Source organism: Micromonospora sp. WMMD1155 (assembly GCF_029581275.1).
Classification (GTDB): domain Bacteria; phylum Actinomycetota; class Actinomycetes; order Mycobacteriales; family Micromonosporaceae; genus Micromonospora.
Map to the genome: position 1 here is coordinate 264,271 of NZ_CP120742.1, position 21,515 is coordinate 285,785.

Sequence of the window (21,515 nt, forward strand, 5' to 3'; positions counted from 1 at the left end):
CCGGGTCACCGCCCCAGGCCGAAGGGGCTGCCCGCGCCGTGCGGGTTGACCTTGACCGTGGGCGGGGCGGACGCGTCGTACCACTCGGCCTGACGAATCGCCTTCATCGCCTCCTTGCGACCGGCGACGTCCAGCCGGTCCAGGAAGAGCACACCGTCGAGGTGGTCGGTCTCGTGCTGCACGCAGCGGGCCATCAGGCCGGTGCCGACGATCTGCAGCGGGTCGCCGTAGCCGTTGAAGCCCTTGGCGATGACGTTCTGGCGGCGCTTGGTGTCGAAGTAGAGCCCGGGGATGGACAGGCAGCCCTCCGGGCCGTCCTGCTCCTCCTCGTCGGGGAACTCGAGCACGGGGTTGACGAGGTGCCCGAGCACGTCGTCGACGTCGAAGGCGAACACCCGCAGGCCCACACCGAGCTGCGGTGCGGCCAGGCCGGCGCCGCTCTGCTCACGCATCGTGTCGGTCAGATCGGCGATGAGCCTCCGCAGCTCGACGTCGAAATCGACCACCGGATCGGCCGGCGTGCGCAGCACCGGATCCCCAAACAGACGGATGGGCTGGACGGTCACGCGGGGTGGCTCCTTCACGGGTCGGACGAGCGGTGCCGTACCAGTCTACGGAGTGTCCGGCCGCCCGCCGGGCGGCGTACCTCGATCGGCCACCGCGGGTGTGCCCAGCGTCACGGGTCGGCTCCCCCATCCGGGGCCTCGGCCTCGGCCAGCAGGTCGCGCACCCGCTCGCTGTCCGGGTGACCGAGGTCGTCGAGGATGCCCAGGGCCCGCCGCCAGGTACGCACCGCACCCGCCGGGTCCCCCGCCGCCTGCCGGCTCACCCCGAGCCGGCACAGGGTGTCCGCCTCGTCGTAGCGGTCGCTGATCCGCCGGTACAGCCGTAGGGCCCGCCCGTAACAGCGGATCGCCTCGCGGTGGTCACCCAACCGGGCGTGGATGAAGCCCAGGCTGTCCCAGGTGTTCGCCTCGCCGTGCCGGTCACCGGTCGGGCGCAGCAGCGCCAACGCCTGCCCGCAGTGCGTGAGCGCCCGCCCGTACTGACCGAGCTGGGCGTGCGCCCAACCCACCGCGTTGCGGGCGCTCGCCTCCCCGGCCAGGTGGCCGGCGGCCTGGTACAGGGCCAGCGCGCGTTCGCCGTGGTCGAGCGCCTCGGCGTACCGGCCCAACCCGTCGAGCATCGCGCCGAACGCCCGGTGGGTCCGCGCCTGCCCGGTGTGGTCCCCCAACGACCCGAAGATCACCAACGCCTGTCGGTAGTTCCTCGCCGCCTCGTCCACCCGCCCCAGCCGGTACAGCACCCGGGCGAGGTCACGGTGGGCGTTCGCCTGCCCGAGCCGGTCGCCGACCTCCCGCGCCCCGGCCAGGGCGGCCCGCTGGGCGAGCACCAGGTCGGGCCAGCGACCGCGGCGCTGCAGGAAGTCCACCAGCGTCCAGGCCAACTGCCAGGCATGGCCGTCGAAGCCGGTACGCCTGGCGTACGCGACCGCCGCCAGCAGCACCGGGTACTCGACGGTGAACCAGGCGAGGGCCGCACCGTGGTCGGTGATCTCCTCGGGCACCACGCCCGGCTCGGCCGCCGCCAGGGCGACCGGATCCCGGCCGGGTTGTAACAGCAGGGCTGCCGCGTGCGCGGTGTGCAGGTAGTGGTCGAGACCCCGTCGGATCGCCGCCCGCCGGGACTCCGCCGGTTCGAGACGGTCGGCCTGCTCGGCCGCGTACGCCCGGAGCAGGTCGTGCGCGCCGAACCGGCCGGGGGTGTGCTCGGTGACCAGGTGCGCGTGGGCCAACTCCGCCAACAGTCGGGGCACCCGGGCCCGGGGCAGCCCGGCCAGGCTGGCCGCCGCGGCCACCCCGATGTCCGGCCCCGGGTGGCAACCGAACAGCCGGAACAGACGTGCCGCCGCCGGCGTCAGGTTCCGGTACGACCAGGAGAAGACCGCCTGCACGTCGGTGCCGGCGTCCCCACCGTCGAAGGAGTCCAGCGGACGCGGCGCCTCGCGCAGCTCGGCGGCGAGGGCGGCCAGGGAGAACTCCGGATTCGCCGCGCCCCGGGCGGCGAGCACCGCCAGCGCCAGCGGCAGCCGTGCGCACCGCTCGATGATCTCGTCCACCGCCGTCGGCTCGACGGTCAACCGTTGCGCGCCGAGCCGCCGGGCCAACAGCTGCCACGCCTCGGCCGTGCTGAGCAGGCCGACGCCGATCGGGCGGGCGCCCTCGGCGGCGACCAGGCCGGCGAGCCGGCTGCGGCTGGTGACCAGGACCAGACAGCTCGGGCTGCCGACCAGCAGGGGCCGAACGTGGTCGACGTCGCGGGCGTTGTCCAGCAACACCAGCATCCGCCGGTTGGCGAGCAGGCTGCGGTAGAGGCCGACCTGCGCGTTCAGGTTGGTGGGTATGCGTTCCGGCGGCACCTCGAGGGCCTCCAGGAAGCCGCGTACCGCCTCGACGGCGGTCATCTCCGTCCCGGTGGAGTCGAAGCCGCGCAGGTCGACGTAGAGCTGGCCGTCCGGGAAACGGTCGGCGACCCGGTGCGCCCAGTACACGGCGAGGGTCGTCTTGCCGACGCCGGCCGTGCCGGACAGCGTCATGATGGTGACCGGCGTCGGGCCGCCGTCCTCCGCCGGGGCGGGGCTGACGAGCTGGGCGTCGAGCTGGGCGAGCTGGGCGACACGTCCGACGAATCCGGGTAGCGCCGGGGGCAGTTGGCGGGGGACGGGCAGCCGGTTCACTGTCGTACCGGTGCGTTGACCGCCGCTGCGGACGCGGCCCGGCCCGGCGCTCGATCCCTCGGTGGTGGCGTCGTCCCGGTGCGGACGTCGACGTCTCTCCTCGACCCGGTCCCGGGCGGTGGCCAGCACCCCCTGCTCGGCGGGGCTCGCCCCGAGCAACCGGATGAGGACGTCGAACCGCTCCGGCGGCGGCAGGATGTTGCCGGCGAAATACTCCCCGATGATCCCCCGTGACCAGCCGGTCTTCGCCGCCAACTGCCGGTACGTCAGTTGGGTTTCGCCCTCCTGCCGAGCCTCCCGGCGGCGCAACTGGCGTAACAGCCCGGCCAGTTCCTCCAACGTCTGCACGTCGACGCCGCGGCGGACCACCTCGAACGCCCCGGTCGCCCCCTGCTCCGCCTGCCCCGCGCCGGGAGGTACCCGTTGGTCGGACATACGGCTTCCCACCCCCCGATCGCCCAGCCCCCCGGATGTGCACGGGCAGGCTAATTCCCCCTCCACCCCTATCGATAGGCGACCGCCGATGTCTGACAGTTCCACTTCGGACCGCTGATCCTCCGATGATGTCCGGCGGTGTCCAGCGCCGTCCAGGATGCGCGACGTGGAGCCGACGTCCCGTGCCACCGTCCTGCTGCGGGTTCGACCCGCTCCACGATCCCTGGGGGAAGAGGTACTGATGATCCGTCCACACCCGACCGTCCGACGGTCCACGACGATGCTGCGCCGCGTCGCCGTCACCGCGTTCGGCCTCACGCTGCTCGTCGCCGGAGTGACCGCCGCACCGGCCACCGCCGCGCCCGGCGGCAAGGCCGGCATCGCCGCACCCGGCGGCAAGGCTCGCACCGCCGGGTCGTTCGTCGACAGCACTCCGGTGCCCGGTGGATTCGCCTCCTGGGCCGAGCTACTGACGTTGCAGCAGCGGATGAACACCGCCGCCGCCCGGATCACGACCGCGGCGGAACGCAGCGCCACCTCCGGCTTCGCCGGTATCGTCGCCGACCCCACCAAGCGGCAGCTCCAGGTCTACTGGAAGGGAGAGCCCCCGGCCAACCTGGTGGCCAACGCCCGGGCCACCGTCGCGACCCAGGTGCTGTCCGCGCCGTACTCCCAGCGGGAACTGCTCGCCGCGGCCGACCGGCTGCGCGCCAAGGCCGGTGACGAGATCACCACTGTCGGACCGCGCGCCGACGGCGCCGGCCTGCTCGTCGGCACCCAGGACGGCCTGCTCGGCGCGACGGCCCTCGCCGGCGTACCGGTGACCGTGCAGACCGGCGTCGCCGCCTCGCCCGCCACCCGGTGGGACGACACGTCGCCGTGGTGGGGTGGCGCCGCCTGGCGCAACGCCACCACCGGCGGCGGCTGCTCGACCGGCTTCGGGGTCTTCCAGGGCGGGGCCGCGCGGATCCTCTCCGCCGCGCACTGCGGCAACATCAACAACGCCGCGACCGACCCGACCGGGCAGTCGATGGGCATCGTCGGCACCCGCAACGCCGGCACCGACACCCTGCTGCTGTCCGGCAGCTCAGGCGGCCGGGTCTTCAACAACAGCACCAACGCGGCCGGCGGAGTGGTCAGCGAGTTCAGCAACCAGGTGATCGGCGCGTCGGCCAGCCAGGTCGGCAACTGGGTGTGCACCTCCGGCGCGTACTCCGGCACCCGCTGTTCGATCCAGGTGAAGGCCCGCAACCTGTGCATCAACGTTCGCAACTTCGGCCAGGTCTGCGGTCAGGTCCAGGCGGAGAACACCACCCGTACCAACGCCGTCGGCCAGGGCGACAGCGGCGGCCCGGTGGAGATCGTGAACGCGGCGAACACCCTCCAGGTCTGGGCGACCGGCACCAACACCGCCATCGACGACACCAACACGTCGACGGCCTGCACCGGCTACGTCACCACCGGGCGGGTCTGCGCCTGGCGGTTCTACTACGAGGACATCTTCTCGGGCATGGCCGGCGTCGGCGCCTCGGGCGTCGTCCTCGGCTGAGGTAGCTCGGCGACCCGCCGTTCGACCCGGTGGCCGGGTCGGTGCGCAGTCCGCGTACCGACCCGGCCCTTCGCCGTGCGCAGACGTCAGCGGTCGGCCGCGCTGCCCCGCCGCGTGCCGGCCCGCGCATCCCGCTCGTCGACGGCCGGCGTGCCCAGCGTCACCAGCAGGCTCTCGTAGCCGCGCAGGGTCAGCCGGGTCCGGTGCCGGGGCGGCTCGACCAGCGCCAGCTCGGGGAGGCGGCGCAGCAGCATCGGGAAGGCCAACTGCGCCTCCAGCCGGGCCAGGCCGGCGCCGAGGCAGTAGTGCGGGCCGGCGCCGAAGGACAGCGGGTGCGCCTGGCCCCGCGTCGGGTCGAAGCGCTGCGGGTCGGGAAACCGGCGCGGGTCGCGGTTCGCCGCACCGAGCAGCAGCAGCGCCGTGCTGCCGGCCGGAAGGTCGAGCCCGCCGCAGCGCACCGGCGCCGTGCTGGTCCGGGTGGTCAACTGCACCGGCGAGTCGTAGCGCAGCAACTCCTCGACGTACGCCGCGGCGAGCCCGGGATCGGCGCGCAGCTCGGCGGCGGCGGCCGGGTGACCCAGCAGCACGACGAGACCGTTGCCGAGCAGGTTGGTCGTGGTCTCGAACCCGGCCACCAACAGCACCACCAGGTTGGCCAGCAATTCGTCGCCGCTGAGCCGGTCACCGTCGGCGTCGTGCACCTGGACCAGCGCGGTGGTCAGGTCGTCGGCCGGTGCCCGCCGCCGGGCGACGATCAGCTCGACGAAGTAGTCGCGCAGCTCGGCGGCCCCCGCGTCGGCGACCGTCAACTCCTCCGGGGTCATCTCCGGCTCCAGCACCCCGGTCAGGTCACCGGCCCAGCGGCGGAACAGCGGCCGGTCGGCAGCGGGTACGCCGAGCAGCGCGCAGATCACCCCGACCGGCAACGGGTACGCGAAGTCGGCCAGGATGTCGACCGGAGCGCCGCGGGCGGCACGGGACACCATCGCGTCGAGCAACTCCTCGGCCTGCGCGCGTACCACGTCGCGCATCCCGGCGATCCGGCGTGGGCTGAACGCCCCGGCGGCCAGCCGCCGCATCCGGCTGTGGTCGGGTGGGTTGGTCCGCAGCATGGACCGGGCGATGGACGACACCGCCGGGCTCTGCCGCCAGTTCGGCCAGACCTGGTCACGCAACGCGTCGTCGAGCACCCCGAGCCGGGGGTCGCGCAGCAACTCGTCGGCCTCCGGGTAACCGGTCACCACGTACAGGCCCGGCATCGCCTGCACCACCGGCCCGTGGGCGCGCAGCCGCTCGTACGTCGGGTACGGGTCGACGCGCCCCTGCGGCGACATGAGCAGTGTCAGCGCTTCGGCAGCCTCCATGGCCGGCCCCCCGTCGATGCGTCGGAGGCTCCATCATCCCGGTGCGGCCGACATCCGGCAGCCCTCGCCGTCGTGCGGTCGGGTTGCTGCTGCCGGTGCCGCCGGTGTGGCGACTGGCCGGCGCCGACGCGCTCAGGCACCGCCGGATTCGACACCGGCGGCCGAGCGCTCAGGCACCGCCGGATTCGACACCGGCGGCCGGGGCTCAGGCGCCGACGCTCGGGTCCCCGGCGAGCACCGCGTCACCGCGGAGCAGCGCGGGCTCGGGCAGCGGAAGCTGGATCTTGTGGGCCGCCTCCCAGTCGTAGATCAGGCCGGGACGGACCTGGGCGGCGAAGTAGTCGATCGCCGTCATCCCACCCACGACCGGCTCGTCGACCTCGGCGACCAGCTGGGCCGGTACGAGGGAGAACCCGTTCTGCAGGGCGGCGCTGAGCCGGCGGTGACCGTCGACGACGAAGAAGTACTCGCCGGTGAACCCGATCTTCAGCGGTTCGAGGGCCTCGTCGCCGGCCTCGGCCACGTCGCCGACGAAGTCGGTGTCCCACAGGCCCCGCAGGGTGGCGAGGTCCTCGGTCGGGTAGACGCGGGCCGGGTCCAGCAGCAGCAGCGGTGGCGCGTCCCGCAGCACCTCGGCGCCGAGCGTCCCCTCGTAAGCGGCGACGATGTGCTCGATCACCTCGGCGGCGGTCGCCCGGGTGGTGTCACAGATCAGGTCGTAGTTGCGCAGTCGGGCCTTGTCCACGCCGTACCGGATGATGAACCGGCTGCGCTCGCTGGCGCTGCGCTCCCGGAGCTTGGCCTTGGCCTCCTCCAGTGAGGCGTAGCTCTCCGCCGGACCGGAGGGGCGCGCCAGCACCCGACGGGCCGCCTCGCCCGGCTCGGTGATCATGTGCACCTTGAGCGCGTCGGTGAAGAAGTGCCAGGCCAGCCGGGAGTCCATGATGAGGCGCTCACCGGAGGCGGCGATGTCCCGCTGCAGCTGGTCGACGTAGCCGTCGACGGCCTGGTCCAGCTCGGCGTGCAGATTGAGCTGCAGAGCGGTCATCTGCCGCTGCTGCGCCATCTCCCGGTAGAGGTCCCCCACGCTGACCCGGCGCATCCCGAGCCGCTTGGCGATCTCGACCGACACGGTGCTCTTGCCGCTGCCGAGGTCGCCGTTGAAGACGATCGATTGTCCAACGGTCACGACTTGTCCACCCCTGATCACCGGCTCATTGACATCATCGACACCGCGTCCGACCGACGCGTTCCCGCCATCGTCGTGACTGCCCGCGGCGGCCCGACTGAGCGCGTCTGACGCTCCGTCGCGACCTGGAGCCGCCGTACGCCTCGGCATGACGGGCGATGCTACCACTCCGGCGGCAGCGTCCCGCCGGACGCGGTGTGCGAGGACCCACCCGACGGCGGGGGCGGCTGTCGCCGGCACCAGCCGAAACTCCTCAGAACAGGCTCAGCGGGTCGACCTGGAGACGGACCGGGTCGGTGGCCTTACGGGCGGCGCGAGCACCTGCCGCCGAGTGCAGCGCCTCGGCGAGCGCGGCAGCCCGGGCGCGGGGCACCCGGACCAGCATCCGCTCCCGCCCCTCCTCGGCCGGCACCGGCCCGAGCACCTCGGCGTCCTCCGGCAGCCGGGCGGCGGTGAGCAGGTCCGCCACCGCCTCGGCCGCTCCGGTGACGCTCGCCATCCGCACGGCCGGTGGGAAGCCCAACTCCCGGCGCTCGGCCAGCTCCCGCCCGGCGAACCAGGCGGCGTCCCAGCGCAGCAACGCCTGCACCGGTGCGAGCGCGCCGTCGGCGACCACCACCACCCGCCCGGCCGGAGCCGGTCGGGCCAACGCCGCCGCAGCCAGCCAGCGACGCAGCGCCTCCTCACCGGCCCGCAGGTCGGCCCGGGTCAGCAGGGCCCACGAGTCGAGCAGCAGCACCGCTCCGTAGCCGCCCTCGGCGACCGGCTCGGCACCGGGGGTGGCCACCACCAGGGCCGCGCCGCCCGGAACGTCGGTCAGCACCTCCTCGCGCCCCGAGGTGCGTACCGGCACACCGGCGAACGCCCGGCCCAACTCCTCGGCGGTCCGCCGGGCACCGGTCACCGCGGCCCGCAGCCGCCGCCCACCGCACTGCGGGCAGGCGTACGCGGCGGCCACCCGGGCGCACCACCGGCAGGCCGGGGTGCCACCGGCCGAGGGCAGCGCGAGCGGGCCGGCGCAGTGCGCGCAGCGGGCCGGGGTGCGGCAGTCGGCGCAGGAGATCGACGGCAGGTAGCCGCGCCGGGGCACCTGCACCAGCACCGGCAGGTCCTGCCGGAGGGCGTCGCGGGCGGCCGTCCAGGCCAGGCTGGGCAGCCGGGCGGTGGCGGCCCCGGGGTCGCGGGCCAGTTGGGGGTCGTCGCCGGTCGGCGCGATGGCCGGGATGCGGGCCCGCACCGTCGCCCGGTCGGCGACCACCTCGCGCGCCCAGCCGGTCTCCAGCAGCAGCTGCGCCTCGGCGCTGCGGGCGTGACCGCCGACCAGCGCACCGGCCTCGGCGAGTTGGGCGCGGGTGAGCAGCACGTCGCGGGCGTGCGGATAGGGCGCCCGGGGCTCGGAGTGCAGGTCGTCGCCGTCGTCCCAGACGGCGACCAGACCGAGGCGGTCCACCGGGGCGAACATCGCCGCCCGGGTGCCGATCACCACCGGCACCCGCCCCCGGCGGGCGGCGAGGAACGCGCGGTAGCGGCGCGCCGGCCCGAGCGCGGCCGTGAGGCTGACGTGCCGTCCCGGCCCGAGGACGGCGGTGAGCGCGGCGTCCAGCCGGTCGAGGTCGCGGGCGTCGGGCACCACGACGACCGCGCCGCGCCCCCCGGCCACGGTGGCGGCCACCGCGTCGGCGTAACGGGCCGCCCAGTCCTCCCCCGGCAGCGCCGACCAGACCGCACGGGGAGCCCGCCCGTCGGTGAGCGCCCGCAGCAGCGCCGGGCCGGTCGGGTAGTCCCGCCATCCGCGCGGGTCGAGCGGCGCGTCCTCGGCGGCCGCGGTCGCCGCGGGCTGGTCGTCGCGGGGTTCCTTCTCCACCCGCGCGTGCCGGGGCGGCACGGCGAGCCGGAGCACGTCGGCGAGGTTGCCCGCGTACCGGTCGGCGACCGCACGGGCCAGCCGGGCGACCTCGGGCGCCAGCACCGGCTCCGGGGAGACCACCTTCTCCAGGTACGCGAGGCGGCCGGTGTGCCCGGAGTCGTCGGCGCGGGACAGCAACCACCCGTCGACGAGCTGCCCGGCGAAGCGCACCTTCACCCGGGTGCCGGGCACCGCCACCTCGTCCAGCTCGGCGGGCACCAGGTAGTCGAACGGCCGGTCCAGGTGCGCCAGCGGAACATCCACGCAGACGCGCGCGACCGGCGACCCGTCCGCGGGTCGCCGGTCGCTACGCCTGGTGGCGGTCAGGCTCCCGCGGCCGACTTGAGGTCGGCGGCCCGGTCGGTGCTCTCCCAGGTCAGGTCCGGCAACTCGCGGCCGAAGTGGCCGTACGCGGCGGTCTGCTGGTAGATCGGGCGGAGCAGGTTGAGGTCCCGGATGATCGCGGCCGGGCGCAGGTCGAACACCTCGGTGACGGCCTTCTCGATCGAGGAGACCGGCACGGTCTCGGTGCCGAACGTCTCGATGAACAGGCTGACCGGGTGGGCCTTGCCGATGGCGTAGGCGACCTGCGCCTCGCACCGCTCGGCCAGGCCGGCGGCGACCACGTTCTTGGCGACCCAGCGCATGGCGTACGCCGCCGACCGGTCCACCTTCGACGGGTCCTTGCCGGAGAACGCGCCACCGCCGTGGCGGGCGTACCCGCCGTAGGTGTCGACGATGATCTTGCGGCCGGTCAGCCCGGCGTCGCCCATCGGGCCGCCGATCTCGAACCGGCCGGTCGGGTTGACCAGCAGCCGGTAACCGTCGGTGTCCAGACCGAGGCTCTCCAGCTCCGGGGCGATGACGTGGTCACGCACGTCCGGGGTGAGCAGCGAGTCCAGGGAGATGTCCGCGGCGTGCTGGCTGGACACGACGACGGTGTTCAGCCGAACCGGGCGCAGCCCCTCGTACTCGATGGTGACCTGGGTCTTGCCGTCCGGACGCAGGTAGGGGATCGTGCCGTCCTTGCGGACCGCGGCGAGCCGGCGGGCCAGTCGGTGCGCGAGGGCGATCGGCAGCGGCATCAGCTCGGGCGTCTCCGAGCAGGCGAAGCCGAACATCATGCCCTGGTCGCCGGCGCCCTGCGCGTCCAGCGCGCTCTCCGACGCCCCGGTACGCAGCTCGAAGGCGTTGTCCACGCCCTGCGCGATGTCCTCGGACTGCGCGCCGATGGAGACGCTGACGCCGCAGGAGGCGCCGTCGAAGCCCTTCTTCGACGAGTCGTACCCGATGTCGAGGATGGTCCGGCGGACGATCGTCGGGATGTCGGCGTACGCCTTGGTGGTCACCTCACCGGCGATGTGCACCTGGCCGGTGGTGATCATGGTCTCCACCGCCACCCGGCTGTGCGGATCCTCGGCCAGCAGCGCGTCGAGGATGCCATCGCTGATCTGGTCGGCGATCTTGTCCGGGTGGCCTTCCGTGACCGATTCGGACGTGAAGAGACGGCGTGTCACGGCACTCCTAAGCGTGTGAGGTCGTTCCGCGGCAGTCTAATCACCACTGCGGCCGGTGTCGGGATCGGTCGCGCCCATTACCACCCGTCAGGAACTGCCGGGTAGCCGCGCCACGACGAGATCCCACACCGCGTCGGCGACGGACTCCTTGGCCTGCTCGGGCAGACGGACGACCGAGCCGTCCGCGCCGATGACCGTCACCGTGTTGGTGTCGGTGCCGAAGACCAGGTCCGGACCGACCTCGTTGATCACGATCAGGTCGGCCCGCTTCCGGGCCAGTTTCGCCCGGCCGTTGGCCTCGGCGTCGCCGGTCTCGGCGGCGAACACCACGAGCAGTTGCTCCGGTCGCTTGCGCTGGCCGAGCTCCGCCGCGATGTCGGGGTTCGTGACGAGGTCGATGGTGGGCGCGACACCATCGTCCGACTTCTTGATTTTGCCAGGCGCGTACGTGGCCGGCCGGAAATCGGCCGGAGCCGCCGCCATCACCACCGCGTCGGCCTCGACGGCGGCCTTCACCGTCGCCTCCCGCAACTCGGCAGTGGTGCCGACCCGCACCAGGTCGACGCCGGCGGGGTCGGGAAGGGACACGTTGGCCGCGATCAGAGTCACCTGGGCGCCCCGGGCGACGGCGGCGCGGGCGAACGCGTACCCCTGCTTGCCGGAGGAACGGTTGCCCAGGAAGCGGACCGGGTCCAGCGGCTCCCGGGTGCCGCCCGCGGTGACGACGACCCGGCGGCCGGCCAGGTCCGCGGGGGCGGAGTCGCCCCGAGCCAGCAGCCGACGGGCGACGGCGAAGATCTCCGCCGGGTCGGGCAGCCGCCCCTTGCCGGTGTCGGCGCCGGTGAGCCGACCGACGGCGGGCTCGATGACCCGCACGCCCCGGGCGCGCAGCGTGGCGACGTTGGCCACGGTGGCGGGGTGCTCCCACATCTCGGTGTGCATGGCCGGGGCCAACAGCACCGGGCAGCGGGCGGTCAGCAGGGTGTTGGTCAACAGGTCGTCGGCCAGCCCGTGCGCGGCCTTCGCGAGCAGGTCGGTGGTGGTCGGTGCGACCACCACCAGATCGGCCTGCTTACCGAGGCGGACGTGCGGCACCTCGTGGACGTCGGTCCAGACGTCGTCGGCGACCGGCTGCCCGGAGAGCGCCGCCCAGGTCGGCGCCCCGACGAACCGGAGCGCCGACGCGGTCGGCACGACCCGAACCCGGTGACCGGATTCGGTGAAGAGTCGCAGCAGCTCGCACGCCTTGTAGGCGGCGATGCCGCCGCCGACCCCGAGGACGATCGAGGCGGACATCGGCCGGCGAGTGCTTACGGCTGGTCGGTCGGCTCGGCGGTGAGCAGGCCCGAGTTGATCTCGCGCATGGCGATGGAGAGGGGCTTCTCCTGCGGAGTGGTCTCCACGAGCGGGCCGACGTACTCCAGCAGACCCTCACCGAGCTGGCTGTAGTAGGCGTTGACCTGGCGCGCGCGCTTGGCGGCGAAGATGACCAGCGCGTACTTCGACGTCGTCTTCTCGAGGAGCTCGTCGATCGGCGGGTTGGTGATGCCTTCGGGGTTGGCGATGGATCCCACGAATTAACCTCTGCGTCTTTCGAGCCGCGCGGACGCGGTGCTGAGTCTCAACGGCGGCCGACCGTCAGCCACGCACGCGCGACCAGGTCGGATCCGGATAAGAAGAACCGAGTAAGCCTACCAGCTCGTCCACGACCCGCTCGGTGAGGTCGTGGGTCAGCGTGTGCTCGAAGACCGCCGCCACCTGGGCGTCGGGGCGGTATCCGGGTGGGCTCAGCAGCACCAGCCGGGAGTCCGGCAGACGCGCGCGCACCAGCGGAGCGCCGGGTAGGTCGAGCGGGAGCAACACCGGCTGCCCGGCGTCGAGGCGGGCGCGCAGCGGTGGATACGGGGTGCCCCGGCGGTACGAGCCGATCCGGGACCACTCCAGCAGCTCGCCGGCGGCGAGCAGGCGTTCGAACTCGGCCGGGGCGAGGAAGACGCGGTCAACCCCGTCGATCTCCGACTCGCGGCGCGGCCGCGTGGTCGCCGGTACGGGCAACCACACGGACGGAGAACGCGCCCGGACGAGCTCGACGACACTCTCCCTGCCGGAACCCGAAGGTCCAGCCAGGACAGTGAGCCGAGCCGCCGGGCGCGCCTCGTCATCCGTGCTCACTGCTTGTTTCTACACGCTGCCAGGTTCAGTTGGCGGCGAACTCTCCAAGCAGTGCCTTGCGCTGCTGCTCGCCGAGGCCACGCAGGCGACGGCTGTCGGCGATCTTGAGCTTCTCCATGATCTGGGTCGCCCGGATCTTGCCGATGCCCGGCATGGCCTGCAGGACGGCCGAAACCTTGAGCTTGCCGACGACGTCGTCGCTCTCGGCGCGCTCAAGGACAGCACCGAGGGTGGTCTTGCCCTGCTTGAGCTGCTCCTTCAGCTGAGCACGGGCCTTGCGGATCTCCGCGGCCTTCTCGAGCGCGGCAGCGCGTTGTTCGGGGGTCAGTGACGGGAGCGGCACCAGTTCTCCTCAGGTCCCTATCGCGGCGGGCGGGGCGCACCACCGCATCTGTGAAACGTGGTGTCGCTGTGAACCAAGGGGTCCGTGGTTCCCAGCGCGGGGAAAACTAGCGGTCAACGGAGCTTTCGGCAACGTGGGGGGCCCATGATCAACGGAAAGTGACCGACCCGTCAGTCAGTCAGATGGCAGGCAGGACGGCCCGGCAGTCGGCCGACACCCGGTCCGCGGCGGCCCGCAGGGCAGCGACGTCGGGGCCCGCCGAGAGCACCTCCCGGGAGTACGACGGGAGCACCGAGGCGAGGCTGGAACCGAAGACGGTCCGCAGATCGGCAGCCCCGGCACCCTGCGCGCCGAGGCCCGGTGCGAGCAGTGGACCCCCGACACCGGAGAGGTCGTGACCGGTGTCACCGATCGTCGCCCCGACCACCAGACCGAAGCTCCCGAGCGGGGTCGAACCCCTGTTGAGCTGGGAAATCTCGTCGATCACGGTTTGCGCCACGGTGCGGCCGTCGGCCGTACGGGCCTGCTGCACGGCCGCGCCCTCGGGGTTGGAGGTGAGCGCCAGCACGAACACGCCGCCGCCGTGCTCGGCAGCCAGTTCGAACATCGGCGCCAGCGAACCGACGCCGAGGTAGGGGCTCGCGGTCACCGCGTCGACATACATCGGGCTGGATGGATCAAGGTACGCGGAGGCGTACGCGCTCACCGTCGAACCGATGTCGCCACGTTTGACGTCGAGGAGAACGAGCGAGCCGGCATCTCGTAACTGTCGGATAGTTGACTCAAGAATGGCCACGCCCTGGGACCCGAAACGCTCGAAAAAGGCCGACTGAGGCTTGACCACCGCAACCCGGTCACCGAGGGCTTCCACGACGGTCCGGGTGAAGCGGTCAAGACCCTGGACGTCGTCGGCGAGGCCCCAACGGGCCAGCAGACCGGGATGCGGGTCGATGCCCACACAGAGCGGCCCCCGCTCGGTGATCGCCCGGTGCAGCCGGGTTCCGAAGCTCTCCATCCGGTGCTCCCTCTCTCTTGTCGTCCGGGCGGCGGCTCGCCTCCCGGGGTATCCGTGTGGTCAGCCGGCGGCCACGGCCGCCGCCACGCCGGCAGCGATCCGGGCCAGGTCGGCGTCGTCGGTGACGTACGGCGGCATCGTGTAGACCAGGTCGCGGAACGGGCGCAGCCACACCCCCTGCTCGGCCGCGGCGGCGGTGGCCGCCCCGAGGTCGACCTCGTGGTCGAGCTGGACCACCCCGATCGCGCCCAGCACCCGCACGTCGGCGACGCCCGGCGTACCGCGCAGCGGCTCCAGGCCGGCACGTAGGCCGGCGCCGACCCTGGCGACCTGCCCCTTCCAGTCCCCGGCCCGCAACAGGCCGATGGAGGCGTTGGCCACCGCACAGGCCAGCGGGTTGCCCATGAAGGTGGGTCCGTGCGCCAGCACACCGGCGGCGGAGATGCCCCGGGCGATCTCCGGGGTGCAGAGCGTCGCCGCGAGCGTCAGGTAGCCACCGGTGAGCGCCTTACCCACGCACAGCACGTCCGGGGTCACCCCGGCGTGCTCGGCGGCGAACATCGCACCGGTACGGCCGAACCCGGTGGCGATCTCGTCGAAGATCAGCAGCACTCCGTGGGCGCGGGTCACCTCGCGCAGCACCCGGAGGTAACCCGGGTGGTGGAAGCGCATCCCGCCGGCGCCCTGGACGACCGGCTCGACGATCACGGCGGCCAGTTCGTCGGCGTACCGCGCGACGGTCTGCTCCAACGCCGCCACGTACGCGTCGTCGGGCGGGTCGTCGAAACCGCCCGGCGGCACCGGGGCGAACACCTGTCGGGGCAGCACGTCGCCCCACAGGTGGTGCATCCCGCCCTCCGGGTCGCAGACGCTCATCGGGTGGAAGGTGTCACCGTGGTAGCCGCCCCGCCAGGTCGCCAACCGACGCCGCTGCGGCCGCCCGAGGGCCCGCTGGTACTGCAGGCACATCTTCACCGCCACCTCGACGCTGACCGACCCGGAGTCGGCCAGGAACACGTGCTCCAAGCCCTCCGGGGTCAGCTCGACCAGGGTGCGGGCGAGGTGCACGGCGGGCTCGTGGGTGAGCCCGCCGAACATCACGTGGCTCATCCGACCGAGCTGGTCGGTGACGGCCGCGTCCAGCACCGGGTGTCGGTACCCGTGGATCGCCGCCCACCAGGACGACATCCCGTCCACCAACTCACGGCCGTCGGCCAGCCGCAGCCGGACGCCTTCGGCGCTGCGCACCACGTACGGCGGGTTCGCCGGTGGCAGTGCCGCGTACGGATGCCAGACGTGGGCCCGGTCGGCGGCCAGGATCTCCTCGGGGGTCACGTGTACTCCTCTCGGGGCGCGAAGGGGCCGCACGGCGGACGCCGCGCGGCCCGGTCGAGCCACTCCTTCGCGGCCTTTGCTCTGCACCCACCGATGCGACACGCCGCACGGCGCGATCCCGGACGGCGCGATCCCGGTCCGCGCGATCCCGGACGGCGCGACCTCGGCGACGCAGCCCCGGACGACGCGCTCCGGACGGCACGACCTCGGCCGGGGCGTTCTCGGACGGCTGGTGGCGGACGCCGGGTGGTGCACCCGCAGGTGCAGAGCAAAGGGCCGACAGCGGGGTCGGGTACCCCGGCGCGACGCCGACCCGGGGTCGGCCCGGCTCCAGATCGGGCCGGGCCGGCACCGGGTCGTCGGACGGTCACCGGCCGGCGACCGGATCCGGTGTCACCGCCGTGGCGCTCGCCCGGGCGGCGGCCCGGACCAGGGCCGGGCCCCGGTAGATGAAGCCCGTGTAGAGCTGCACCAGGGAGGCTCCGGCGTCGAACATCCGGGTGGCGTCGTCCGGATCGAGCACCCCACCGACCCCGATGACAGGCAGCCGACCACCGGTCTCGCGATGCACGAAGGCCACCACGTCCCGGGCCCGGCCGGTCAACGGTCGACCGGACAGGCCGCCGGCCTGCTCGCCACGGTCGGCGTCCACCGCCGCGAGCCCGTCGCGGGACAGCGTCGTGTTGGTGGCGATCACCCCGGCGGCGCCCCGGGCGAGGCAGACCTCCAGCAGTTCGGCGATCGCCGCCTCGGTCAGATCAGGCGCGATCTTGACCAGCACCGGCTTCTCCCCCACCAAGGCGCCGAGCAGCGCGTCCAGGTGGGCGCGGTCCTGCAACGCGCGCAGGCCCGGGGTGTTCGGTGAGGACACGTTGACCGCGAAGTAGTCACCGTGCCCGCGCAGCGCCCGGTACGAGGTGAGATAGTCCTCGACCGCCTCGTCCAACGGGGTCACCTTGGACTTGCCGAGCGAGATGCCCAGCGGGACCCCGAGGGGGCGCGGCAGCGCCGCCAGCCGGACGGCCAACGCGGCGGCACCGGCGTTGTTGAAGCCCATCCGGTTGACCACCGCCTCGCTGGCCGGCAGGCGGAAAAGCCGTGGCCGTGGGTTGCCCGGCTGGGCGTGCGCGGTGACCGTGCCGACCTCGACGAAGCCGAAGCCGAGCGCCGGCCACGCCGGCAACGCCGCGCCGTCCTTGTCCATGCCGGCGGCCAGGCCGACCGGGTTGGGGAACCGCACCCCGAACACCGTGCGCGGCGCGGCGACCGCGTACCGGGCCCGCAGCGCGGCCAGGGCGGCCGGACGCCGCGACAGGGCGGCCAACCGCCGCAGCGTCCACTCGTGCGCCGCCTCGGCGTCCCCGCCGCCGATCCGGAACAACCCAGGTCGTACGACCCGCTCGAACACCGTCACTGGGCCGCCCGCAGGGTGGCGTGCAGGTCCTGCAGGGGACGGACCCGCATGTCGCCCCGGATCCGCGCCTCGATCCCCATGACGGCCGCCGCGGCCCCGGGGACCGTGGTGATGCAGGGGATGTCAGCGGTGACGGCCGCGCTGCGGATCTCGTACCCGTCGGAGCGGGCGCTGGCCCCCGAGCCCTGCGGCGTGTTGATCACCAGCGCCACGTGGCCGCCGCCGATCAGCGACACCGCGTCGTCGCCCTCACCCGCCTGGTAGTGCTTGCGGATCTGCTCACAGGCGATGCCGTGCCGACGCAGCACCTCGGCCGTGCCGGCGGTGGCGACGATCTCGAAGCCCAGGTCGGCCAGCCGCTTGATCGGGAAGATCATGCCGCGCTTGTCCCGGTTGGCCACCGACACGAAGATCTTCCCGCCGGTCGGCAGGGAGCCGTACGCGGCCGACTGGCTCTTGGCGAACGCGTGCCCGAAGTTGGTGTCGATGCCCATCACCTCGCCGGTCGACTTCATCTCCGGGCCGAGCAGCGAGTCGATGCCCTTGCCGGAGCGGGTCCGGAAGCGCTTGAACGGCAGTACGGCCTCCTTGACCGCGACCGGCGCGTCGGCGGGCATCGTGCCCCCGTCACCGGTGGCCGGCAGCAGGCCCTCGGCGCGCAGCCCGGCGATGCTCGCACCGAGCGCGATCCGGGCCGCCGCCTTGGCCAGCGGCACCGCCGTCGCCTTGGAGACGAACGGCACGGTCCGCGACGCCCGCGGGTTGGCCTCCAGGACGTAGAGCACGTCGTCCTTCAGCGCGTACTGCACGTTGAGCAGGCCACGGACGCCGACGCCACGCGCGATGGCCTCGGTGTAGCGGCGGACCTCCGCCAGGTGCGAGCCCGCCAGGGTGATCGGCGGCAACGCGCAGGACGAGTCACCGGAGTGGATGCCGGCCTCCTCGATGTGCTCCATCACGCCACCGATGTAGACCTCGCCGTCGGCGTCGCAGAGCGCGTCCACGTCGATCTCGATGGCGTCGTCGAGGAACCGGTCCACCAGCACCGGGTGATCCGGGGAGATGTCGGTGGCCCGCCCGATGTAGTCGCGCAGCGTCGGGTCGTCGTAGACGATCTCCATGCCCCGGCCGCCCAGCACGTACGACGGCCGGACCAGCACCGGGTAGCCGATCTCGTCGGCGATCGTCTTGGCCTCGTCGTAGGAGGTGGCCATGCCGTGCGCCGGCGCGCGCAGCCCGGACCGGGCCAGCACCGCGCCGAACGCGCCCCGCTCCTCGGCCAGGTGGATCGACTCCGGGGAGGTGCCGACGATCGGCACGCCCGCGTTCTTGAGCCGCTGCGCCAGCCCCAGCGGGGTCTGACCGCCGAGCTGCACGACCACACCGACCACGCCCGGCCCGCCGGCCGCCCGGCCGGACGAGTCCTCGGCGTGCCAGACCTCCAGGACGTCCTCGAAGGTCAACGGCTCGAAGTAGAGCCGGTCGGCGGTGTCGTAGTCGGTGGAGACGGTCTCCGGGTTGCAGTTGACCATGACCGTCTCGTAGCCCGCGCCCCGCAACGCCTGGACCGCGTGCACGCAGGAGTAGTCGAACTCGATGCCCTGGCCGATCCGGTTCGGGCCGGAGCCCAGGATCAGCACCTTCGGCCGGTCCGACGGCACGACCTCGGTCTCCAGGTCGTACGTCGAGTAGTGGTACGGCGTGGTCGCCTCGAACTCGGCCGCGCAGGTGTCCACCGTCTTGTAGACCGGACGTACGTCGAGACGGTGCCGCAGGGTCCGTACGCCGTCCTCGGCGGCCAACTCCGGGCGCAGCGCGGCGAGTTGCCGGTCGGACAGGCCAGCCCGCTTGGCCTGGCGCAGCAGGTCGGCGTCGAGCACCGGCGCGTCCACGATCTCCGCGCGCAGCTCGATCAACGCGGCGATCTGGTCCAGGAACCACGGGTCGATACCGCCGGACGCCTCGGCGACCTCGGCGATCGACGCGCCGAGGCGCAGCGCCCGCTCCACCGTGTACAGCCGCCCGTCGTGCGGGATCCGCAGCGCGGCGAGAGTGTCGGCGAGGGTGACGCCCGCCGGGTCCGGAGTGGTCCAGAAACCGCCGGACTTCGTCTCCAGCGAGCGCATCGCCTTGTTCAGCGCCTCGGTGAAGTTGCGCCCGAGGCTCATCGCCTCGCCCACCGACTTCATCGTGGTGGTCAGCTCCGGGTCCGCGCCGGGGAACTTCTCGAACGCGAACCGGGGGATCTTCACCACCACGTAGTCCAGGGTCGGCTCGAAGGCCGCCGGGGTCTTCAGGGTGATGTCGTTGGGGATCTCGTCGAGGGTGTAGCCGATGGCCAGCTTCGCGGCGATCTTCGCGATCGGGAAGCCGGTCGCCTTGGAGGCCAGCGCCGAGGAACGCGACACCCGCGGGTTCATCTCGATCACGACGATCCGGCCGTCGACCGGGTTCACCGCGAACTGGATGTTGCAGCCGCCGGTGTCCACCCCGACCTCACGGAGCACGGCGATGCCCAGGTCACGCAGGCGCTGGTACTCCCGGTCGGTGAGCGTCATGGCCGGTGCCACGGTGACGCTGTCGCCGGTGTGCACGCCCATCGGGTCGACGTTCTCGATCGAGCAGACCACCACCACGTTGTCGTGGCGGTCGCGCATCAGTTCGAGCTCGTACTCCTTCCACCCGAGCACGCTCTCCTCGATGAGCACCTCGTGCACCGGGCTGGCGGCGAGGCCGTCGCCGGCGATGCGGGCCAGGTCCTCCGGGGTGTGCGCCATGCCGGAACCCAGGCCACCCATGGTGAACGACGGCCGGATCACCACCGGCAGGCCCAGCTCGGCGACCGTCTGCTCGACCTCCTCCATCGAGTGGCAGACCCGGGAGCGGGGCACCAGCCCGCTCGGGTCCTCGACACCCAGGCGTACGCCGGCCTTCGCCACGATCTCCTTGAACAGCTGCCGGTCCTCGCCGCGGTTGATGGCGTCGATGTTCGCGCCGATCAGCTCCACGCCGTACTTCTCCAGGACGCCGTTCTCGTGCAGGGCGACGGCAGTGTTCAGCGCGGTCTGCCCGCCGAGGGTCGCCAGGATCGCGTCCGGGCGCTCCTTGGCGATGACCAGCTCCACGAACTCCGGGGTGATCGGCTCGACGTAGGTCGCGTCGGCGAACTCCGGGTCCGTCATGATGGTGGCCGGGTTGGAGTTGACCAGGCTGACCCGGATCCCCTCACTGCGCAACACCCGGCACGCCTGGGTGCCGGAGTAGTCGAACTCGCAGGCCTGCCCGATGACGATCGGCCCGGAGCCGATCACCAGGATGTGCTTGAGATCGGTCCGCTTAGGCATTGCTGCGCCCCTTGCTGTGCTGCCGGCCCTCGATCAGCTCGGCGAAACGGTCGAAGAGGTAGTCGGCGTCGTGCGGGCCGGCCGCCGCCTCCGGGTGGTACTGGACCGTGAACGCGGGTACGTCCACGGCCCGCAGCCCCTCGACCACGTTGTCGTTGAGGCAGACGTGCGACACCCGCACGCCACCGAAGTCGGTGTCGATCACCTGGTCGGGGACCACCGCGCCGGTGCCCGGCACCTCGACCGCGAAGCCGTGGTTGTGGCTGGTCACCTCGACCTTGCCGGTGGCCCGGTCGAGCACCGGCTGGTTGATCCCCCGGTGGCCGTAGCCCAGCTTGTAGGTGCCGAACCCGAGCGCCCGGCCGAGGATCTGACTGCCGAAGCAGATGCCGAACAGCGGCACCTCCCGCCGCAGCGCCTCCCGGGCCACCGCCACCGGGCCGTCGGCCGTGGCCGGGTCGCCCGGACCGGGCGACAGGAAGATCGCGTCAGCGCCGGTGGCGAGCAGTTCCTCGATGCTCGACGACGCCGGCAGCACGTGGGTGGTCACCCCGCGTGCGGCGAGCCGACGCGGCACGTTGCGCTTGATGCCCAGGTCGAGCGCGGCCACCGTGAACCGGTGCTCGCCGATCGCGTCGACGACGTACGGCTCGGGGGTGCTCACCTCGGCGGACAGGTCCGCGCCGACCATCTGCGGTGACTGCCGGACCCGGGCCAGCAGGCTCTGCGGGTCCTTCTCGACGCTGGAGATGCCGACCCGCATCGCGCCCCGCTCACGCAGGTGCCGGGTCAGCGCACGGGTGTCCACCCCGCTGATGCCCACCACACCCTCGGTGGCGAGGCGGTCCTCGAGACCGCCGGTGGCCCGCCAGTTCGAGCCGATCCGGGCCGGGTCGCGGACGACGTAGCCGGCCACCCAGATCCGGCCGGACTCGTCGTCCTCGCCGTTGACGCCGGTGTTGCCGATGTGCGGTGCGGTCTGCACCACCACCTGCCGGTGGTACGACGGGTCGGTGAGCGTCTCCTGGTAACCGGTCATGCCGGTGGTGAAGACCGCCTCGCCGAAGGTCTCCCCGACGCTGCCGTACGCCTCACCGGGGAACGTGCGCCCGTCCTCGAGGACGAGGATCGCGGGCCTGCGCTTGACCATTACCGTGCCCGCCTTTCGTTCGCGACTGCGGGACTCCGCCGCGCT

Annotated in this window: 16 protein-coding genes; 1 reads left to right on the forward strand and 15 read right to left on the reverse strand. The window is 72.9% G+C overall.

Features of this window, described 5'->3' with window-relative positions; genetic code table 11:
* Nucleotides 1-5: 5 nt before the first annotated feature.
* Nucleotides 6-566, reverse strand: coding sequence for a peptide deformylase (def, locus tag O7617_RS00920; protein WP_282260841.1), 561 nt, complete (start codon nt 564-566; stop codon nt 6-8).
* A gap of 110 nt (nt 567-676) precedes the next feature.
* Complete coding sequence (locus O7617_RS00925; protein ID WP_282260842.1) at nt 677-3,172, reverse strand: helix-turn-helix domain-containing protein; 2,496 nt, start codon at nt 3,170-3,172, stop codon at nt 677-679.
* A 241-nt stretch (nt 3,173-3,413) separates the two neighbouring features.
* Here O7617_RS00925 and O7617_RS00930 point away from each other — a divergent pair, with 241 nt between their 5' ends.
* Entirely contained in the window at nt 3,414-4,721 is a 1,308-nt protein-coding gene (locus O7617_RS00930) for a hypothetical protein (protein ID WP_282260843.1), read from the forward strand.
* A gap of 86 nt (nt 4,722-4,807) precedes the next feature.
* Here O7617_RS00930 and O7617_RS00935 read toward each other — a convergent pair whose 3' ends face one another.
* The 13 genes from O7617_RS00935 to carA form a co-directional block, all read right to left on the reverse strand.
* Entirely contained in the window at nt 4,808-6,085 is a 1,278-nt protein-coding gene (locus tag O7617_RS00935) for a cytochrome P450 (protein WP_282260844.1), read from the reverse strand.
* 205 nt (nt 6,086-6,290) lie between these two features.
* A complete protein-coding gene (locus O7617_RS00940; RefSeq protein ID WP_282260845.1) occupies nt 6,291-7,274 on the reverse strand; it encodes an AAA family ATPase in 984 nt (327 codons plus the stop codon).
* Between the two features lie 253 nt (nt 7,275-7,527).
* The gene (locus O7617_RS00945; RefSeq protein WP_348774163.1) at nt 7,528-9,444 is read right to left on the reverse strand and encodes a primosomal protein N'; all 1,917 of its coding nucleotides are present in this window, start codon (nt 9,442-9,444) and stop codon (nt 7,528-7,530) included.
* Nucleotides 9,445-9,503: 59 nt separating this feature from the next.
* On the reverse strand, nt 9,504-10,697 hold the full coding sequence (metK, locus tag O7617_RS00950) for a methionine adenosyltransferase (protein WP_204944578.1): 1,194 nt from the start codon (nt 10,695-10,697) through the stop codon (nt 9,504-9,506).
* Nucleotides 10,698-10,784: 87 nt separating this feature from the next.
* Nucleotides 10,785-11,993, reverse strand: coding sequence for a bifunctional phosphopantothenoylcysteine decarboxylase/phosphopantothenate--cysteine ligase CoaBC (gene coaBC, locus O7617_RS00955; RefSeq protein ID WP_282260846.1), 1,209 nt, complete (start codon nt 11,991-11,993; stop codon nt 10,785-10,787).
* A gap of 14 nt (nt 11,994-12,007) precedes the next feature.
* A complete protein-coding gene (gene rpoZ / locus O7617_RS00960) occupies nt 12,008-12,271 on the reverse strand; it encodes a DNA-directed RNA polymerase subunit omega (protein ID WP_030335666.1) in 264 nt (87 codons plus the stop codon).
* A gap of 64 nt (nt 12,272-12,335) precedes the next feature.
* Entirely contained in the window at nt 12,336-12,869 is a 534-nt protein-coding gene (locus O7617_RS00965; RefSeq protein ID WP_282260847.1) for a guanylate kinase, read from the reverse strand.
* Nucleotides 12,870-12,894: 25 nt separating this feature from the next.
* Nucleotides 12,895-13,212 carry an integration host factor, actinobacterial type gene (gene mihF / locus O7617_RS00970; protein ID WP_030335662.1) on the reverse strand — a complete coding sequence of 106 codons (318 nt, stop codon included), beginning with the start codon at nt 13,210-13,212 and terminating at the stop codon, nt 12,895-12,897.
* Between the two features lie 178 nt (nt 13,213-13,390).
* Nucleotides 13,391-14,227: an orotidine-5'-phosphate decarboxylase gene (pyrF, locus tag O7617_RS00975; protein ID WP_282260848.1), complete on the reverse strand. Its 837-nt coding sequence runs from the start codon at nt 14,225-14,227 to the stop codon at nt 13,391-13,393.
* Between the two features lie 60 nt (nt 14,228-14,287).
* A complete protein-coding gene (locus O7617_RS00980) occupies nt 14,288-15,562 on the reverse strand; it encodes an adenosylmethionine--8-amino-7-oxononanoate transaminase (RefSeq protein WP_282260849.1) in 1,275 nt (424 codons plus the stop codon).
* Between the two features lie 367 nt (nt 15,563-15,929).
* Nucleotides 15,930-16,976, reverse strand: a complete 1,047-nt coding sequence (locus tag O7617_RS00985) for a quinone-dependent dihydroorotate dehydrogenase (RefSeq protein WP_282260851.1) — start codon at nt 16,974-16,976, stop codon at nt 15,930-15,932.
* The gene (gene carB / locus O7617_RS00990; RefSeq protein WP_282260853.1) at nt 16,973-20,320 is read right to left on the reverse strand and encodes a carbamoyl-phosphate synthase large subunit; all 3,348 of its coding nucleotides are present in this window, start codon (nt 20,318-20,320) and stop codon (nt 16,973-16,975) included. Before carB ends, O7617_RS00985 begins: the two co-directional genes overlap by 4 nt.
* On the reverse strand, nt 20,313-21,470 hold the full coding sequence (carA, locus tag O7617_RS00995; RefSeq protein ID WP_282260855.1) for a glutamine-hydrolyzing carbamoyl-phosphate synthase small subunit: 1,158 nt from the start codon (nt 21,468-21,470) through the stop codon (nt 20,313-20,315). Before carA ends, carB begins: the two co-directional genes overlap by 8 nt.
* Between the last annotated feature and the right edge of the window lie 45 nt (nt 21,471-21,515).